Consider the following 3,641-nt stretch of genomic DNA (forward strand, 5'->3'; position numbering starts at 1 on the left):
GGCGCGATAAGGAAAGCCGTCCGCGAGGAATTGGAACTCTCTCACGCGGACGGCGATTCAGAAGATGGTTCGAGAGATTTTAAGAGAACGGTCCTTAGTTCTTCAAGCGTTCAGCACACGCTTGATAAGCGTCGGAACCATCATCGATGATGTCGAGGCTCATTGTGGTACCGCAATGCAGAGAAACGGTGATTATGTTCTCTTTGCCATCGTTGGTTCTCGCAATGAAGGATTTGCGTTTGCGTTCTCCGGGCTTCATTCCTTTCAGAATCTCCTCGATTTCGTTGAACTGTTCGGCAAGGAAATCTGGAGCGCCCGGAAGCACAACACCATCGACTTTAAGAAAGCTCTTATCCATTTCACCTCCTTTCATGCTCGGATTGAACATTACAAGCATATGCGAAGGAGCAATCAAAAATCCAAGGAGAATCCAATGAACAATGAAATCCAGCCTTTCGAATTCGAAGGAAACAAAGTCAGGGTGTTCGCCGCATTGGCGGCGGCGTTGAAGCCGATGAACACAACGAAGGACATCGCGGACAACTGCGGCATCAAGGAAGGCACCCTGGCGTACTGGCGTAGCGCGGGCATCGGCCCGAAGTTCGTGAAGGTAGGACGGATCGTCATGTATCCGAAGGAGCAGATGATCGCCTATTTCGCACAACACCTGTACCAGTGCACGGCCGAATACGAGGAAGAGGTGGGTGCGTGATGAGCGCGTGCCTTGAAATCAACAACATTCCGCAGAAAAAAGCGAAGCGTATCAGTGACTATCTCTTCGCGCATTCCGGCAAATGGATAACGGACGACCCGATCAGAGCCGAGTTCTTAGGCGACGGGAAGGCGTTCGTAATCTTCCCCGCGGTCGCGGAAGTGGACTCGAGGGAATTCATGACGATGTTGGGGGATGAGTGATGATTGTTACAACCAAGCCAAGCGCTCTTAGCGTGGTGGCGTCCATCATCTGCGCGATATCCGGAATCTGGACGTTTGCCTGTGGACTCAAATCTCTGAATCAATTCCAGATTCTTCTTGGCTGCTCCCTTCTGCTCAACGGGTTGCAGATTGGCGCTAGATGGGTGATGCTGCGGGAACTGAACAGGAACTACCTGCTCATGCGCCGATCTGTGCTATGTACGGAACCGCCGCGAGAGCAAGAGCGGGAATCTGAACGATGAAATCAGCGAACATCCCACCCATGTATTTCTCCTTGATCTTCTGCCAGCGGGATTGGTCCTTGGTGTGCGATTCGGCGATGTACAAGGCTCCAAGCAGACGCTGCATGGCGTCATTGAGCTCGAACGAGCCGCAGCTCTCCCAATCGTTGACGCATCGGCGAACCTCGGTCGTGAGATTAAGCACATACGACTTCAACGCCGCCGGCATGCTCACATCCTCTTTCAGGCACTGCTCGATTTCAGAAAGGAAGTCGGAGATGTTCTCCCTGTCCTTGTCCTCCATCCGCACATCCAGCTCTACCCACCTGTCGGCGATGGTCTGCAAAGCCAGAACCGCCGCGGGATCCAACCTATTGGTCGAACCGGCCAACGTGCTGAAGTTCCGACGATGTCCGTCCATGGCATCGTCGGAGAATGATTCCCACAAGGCTTTCCAAATACCGGGCATCTGTGATTTCGCCATGTCGAGACGTTTCACGCCACGGGCGATCAGCGTATCAAGTGTTCTTTCGGTGCTGCACATGGCCGTGTATGCGGGCAGCACGTCCTTCCGGAATCCGTCGGGCTGCTGCTCGACCTCAAAAAACTGCAGTAGGTATTCGGCTGCATTCGACATTGATGCTTCTCCTAACTGTTCGGCCCGCACGTCGCATATGCGGGATGACACCGATTTTAGGAGGGGGCCGGGCGGTTCTCCTAACGCCGCCCGGCATCACACACGCAAAGGAGGCGCGTGATGGTCTTGCAGCAGATGATGACCACCACACAGGTGGCGAGGCTTTTCGTGGCCGAATGGCTCAGGGAAGGCGAGACGAATTGCACGAGGAGCATTGCATGAGCGACATCCGCAAAGCCTGTGTCGAAGCGATATTCAGGGAATTTGAGGACGAGGGCGACGCCATCCGTCCGGCCTATGCCGACGGGTGGGACGAAATCGAAGCAAGGCGTTCGCTCGGTCACATCGTCGGATACGTCGACCTCGACGTGGCCGACATCGTGGACATCGTCATCGACACCATCAACAAGGAGCTGTGATGGAATCAATGCCTCTGGCTGTTGGTCAGGCACTGCTCGACTTCGTCGTTGCGTCTGGCGCCGAGCTCCGTAGTGTAAGCGACGTGGACCGTCACACGACAGGATCCACATCCGATGAACGCGAAGCCGGGTTGGGAGTTCAGACGGTCGATACCGGCCTGGTCTTCGAATATCTGCTTGGAGAAGAACTCGCTTTCGAGCGCGACCTCTCCGAACGGCGCAACCTCGTCGACGTGCCGTTGCGCAACGGTCTGGTCTTTGCAACGGACGAACACGGACACGTCTCGTGCCATGTCGGGGCAATCGTTGACAAGGAAGACGGTCGAGGTTTCTCCATCGTATTCGACCCGCCACTTGTGGACCGTCTGGTCGGCGGTGACGGACAACGCCCGCTGGCTGATCGAGTTCGCGTCTGCAGCTATCTCGTTCGCCTTTCCTGCAAGGCGGTTGGACTGCTCGGCGGCACGCTTCGATTCGACAGCGATCCGGTTGGCTTCCTCAGCCGAGCCGTTCGCCTGCTCCGAGAGCTTGTTGCCATGGCGCGCCTGGAACAAGGCGACACATCCGGCGACACCGCCAACCAATCCCGTGATGGCGCCAACGACGCCGGTGACCACATTGATGTCCATTCCACCGATTCTACGAACGGAGGCGAACGATGAAGGTTCTTGCCCGCGTCATCCTGCATCAGCTGCTGTTCGCGGTGTGGCTTGCCGCCATATGGGTGCTGTATTGCACGCCGGCCTGCACGCACCCCATCGAACATCTCGTCGCGGCGCCGTTCGCGGTGCTCATCCCCGCGGCCGTCATCATGCACCGCCTGTGCTCGGACCCACGCTTCATCCGATGGGTGGACGAACTCGAGCGATGAAAGACCTGGGCGGCTCCTCACACATTGCGGCATGGACGTGGTTCGTCATGCGCGTCCATGCCGGAACCGCCCACCCGTCAAGGAAAAGACGTTAAAACCAGCCGGACGGGTCATCTTCTCTCTTCTCCTCCCGCCCGGCCCTCGCCGGGGCCCGCGACAGGATGCGGGCGCCATGGATCGGCGTGCTGAGGTCACGTCGGCGGATGGATGCGCGGTTCGATTCCGCGCCCCGGCACGAACCAATCCAAAGGAGGCAAACGTTGCCAAGCAAAACACCAATCAGACCAGAAGGCGAGAAGTGGTTCGAATGGCCACTCACACCCGCCAGCGCCGGCATGACGGCCGCCGAACTGATCGGCGAACTGTACGAGACCATCAGCGCGCTCAACCACGACCGTGGCTGGAACCTCACCATGGTCGCGCCGGCGCGCTTCGGCGAGATCGTCATCGACCGCGAGGCCGGATGCCTGCGCGCGAAATGCGCGTGGAAGGCCAAGGATCCAAGCCAGCTCGGCCCCGAGCCCGACGGATACGTGAAGGGAGCCTGACATGGCCAT

8 protein-coding genes are annotated in these 3,641 nt (G+C 57.7%); 5 read left to right on the forward strand and 3 right to left on the reverse strand.

The features are described from left to right. Positions 1-94: 94 nt before the first annotated feature. A complete protein-coding gene (locus KSX58_RS10130) occupies positions 95-397 on the reverse strand; it encodes a hypothetical protein (protein WP_217752128.1) in 303 nt (100 codons plus the stop codon). 36 nt (positions 398-433) lie between these two features. Between KSX58_RS10130 and KSX58_RS10135 the strand changes: the two genes are divergently transcribed. Together KSX58_RS10135 and KSX58_RS10140 are read left to right on the forward strand one after the other, a co-directional pair. Further along, on the forward strand, positions 434-712 hold the full coding sequence (locus tag KSX58_RS10135) for an AlpA family transcriptional regulator (protein ID WP_217735689.1): 279 nt from the start codon (positions 434-436) through the stop codon (positions 710-712). Continuing rightward, on the forward strand, positions 712-915 hold the full coding sequence (locus tag KSX58_RS10140) for a hypothetical protein (RefSeq protein ID WP_217735690.1): 204 nt from the start codon (positions 712-714) through the stop codon (positions 913-915). The genes KSX58_RS10135 and KSX58_RS10140 overlap by 1 nt, the downstream gene beginning before the upstream one ends. A 198-nt stretch (positions 916-1,113) precedes the next feature. Here the strand turns inward: KSX58_RS10140 and KSX58_RS10145 are convergent, their stop codons facing one another. Further along, complete coding sequence (locus KSX58_RS10145; RefSeq protein WP_217735691.1) at positions 1,114-1,794, reverse strand: hypothetical protein; 681 nt, start codon at positions 1,792-1,794, stop codon at positions 1,114-1,116. Between the two features lie 218 nt (positions 1,795-2,012). On the opposite strand from KSX58_RS10145, the gene KSX58_RS10150 reads away from it, so the two are divergent. Then, the gene (locus KSX58_RS10150; protein WP_217735692.1) at positions 2,013-2,213 is read left to right on the forward strand and encodes a hypothetical protein; all 201 of its coding nucleotides are present in this window, start codon (positions 2,013-2,015) and stop codon (positions 2,211-2,213) included. A gap of 5 nt (positions 2,214-2,218) precedes the next feature. On the opposite strand, the gene KSX58_RS10155 is transcribed toward KSX58_RS10150, so the two are convergent. Continuing rightward, on the reverse strand, positions 2,219-2,842 hold the full coding sequence (locus tag KSX58_RS10155) for a hypothetical protein (protein ID WP_217735693.1): 624 nt from the start codon (positions 2,840-2,842) through the stop codon (positions 2,219-2,221). Positions 2,843-2,871: 29 nt separating this feature from the next. Between KSX58_RS10155 and KSX58_RS10160 the strand changes: the two genes are divergently transcribed. Together KSX58_RS10160 and KSX58_RS10165 are read left to right on the forward strand one after the other, a co-directional pair. Continuing rightward, on the forward strand, positions 2,872-3,084 hold the full coding sequence (locus KSX58_RS10160; protein ID WP_217735694.1) for a hypothetical protein: 213 nt from the start codon (positions 2,872-2,874) through the stop codon (positions 3,082-3,084). A gap of 260 nt (positions 3,085-3,344) precedes the next feature. Further along, positions 3,345-3,632 carry a hypothetical protein gene (locus tag KSX58_RS10165; protein ID WP_217735695.1) on the forward strand — a complete coding sequence of 96 codons (288 nt, stop codon included), beginning with the start codon at positions 3,345-3,347 and terminating at the stop codon, positions 3,630-3,632. The last annotated feature ends 9 nt before the right edge of the window (positions 3,633-3,641 follow it).

This window comes from Bifidobacterium sp. MSK.17.10 (assembly GCF_019129655.1).
GTDB classification, from domain to species: Bacteria; Actinomycetota; Actinomycetes; order Actinomycetales; family Bifidobacteriaceae; genus Bifidobacterium; species Bifidobacterium adolescentis.

Coding starts and splice junctions, on each gene's coding strand:
- KSX58_RS10140 (WP_217735690.1), top strand. CDS start 712: ATGAGCGCGTGCCTTGAAATCAACAACATTCCGCAGAAAAAAGCGAAG.
- KSX58_RS10155 (WP_217735693.1), bottom strand. CDS start 2,842: ATGGACATCAATGTGGTCACCGGCGTCGTTGGCGCCATCACGGGATTG.
- KSX58_RS10145 (WP_217735691.1), bottom strand. CDS start 1,794: ATGTCGAATGCAGCCGAATACCTACTGCAGTTTTTTGAGGTCGAGCAG.
- KSX58_RS10130 (WP_217752128.1), bottom strand. CDS start 397: ATGCTTGTAATGTTCAATCCGAGCATGAAAGGAGGTGAAATGGATAAG.
- KSX58_RS10150 (WP_217735692.1), top strand. CDS start 2,013: ATGAGCGACATCCGCAAAGCCTGTGTCGAAGCGATATTCAGGGAATTT.
- KSX58_RS10135 (WP_217735689.1), top strand. CDS start 434: ATGAACAATGAAATCCAGCCTTTCGAATTCGAAGGAAACAAAGTCAGG.
- KSX58_RS10160 (WP_217735694.1), top strand. CDS start 2,872: ATGAAGGTTCTTGCCCGCGTCATCCTGCATCAGCTGCTGTTCGCGGTG.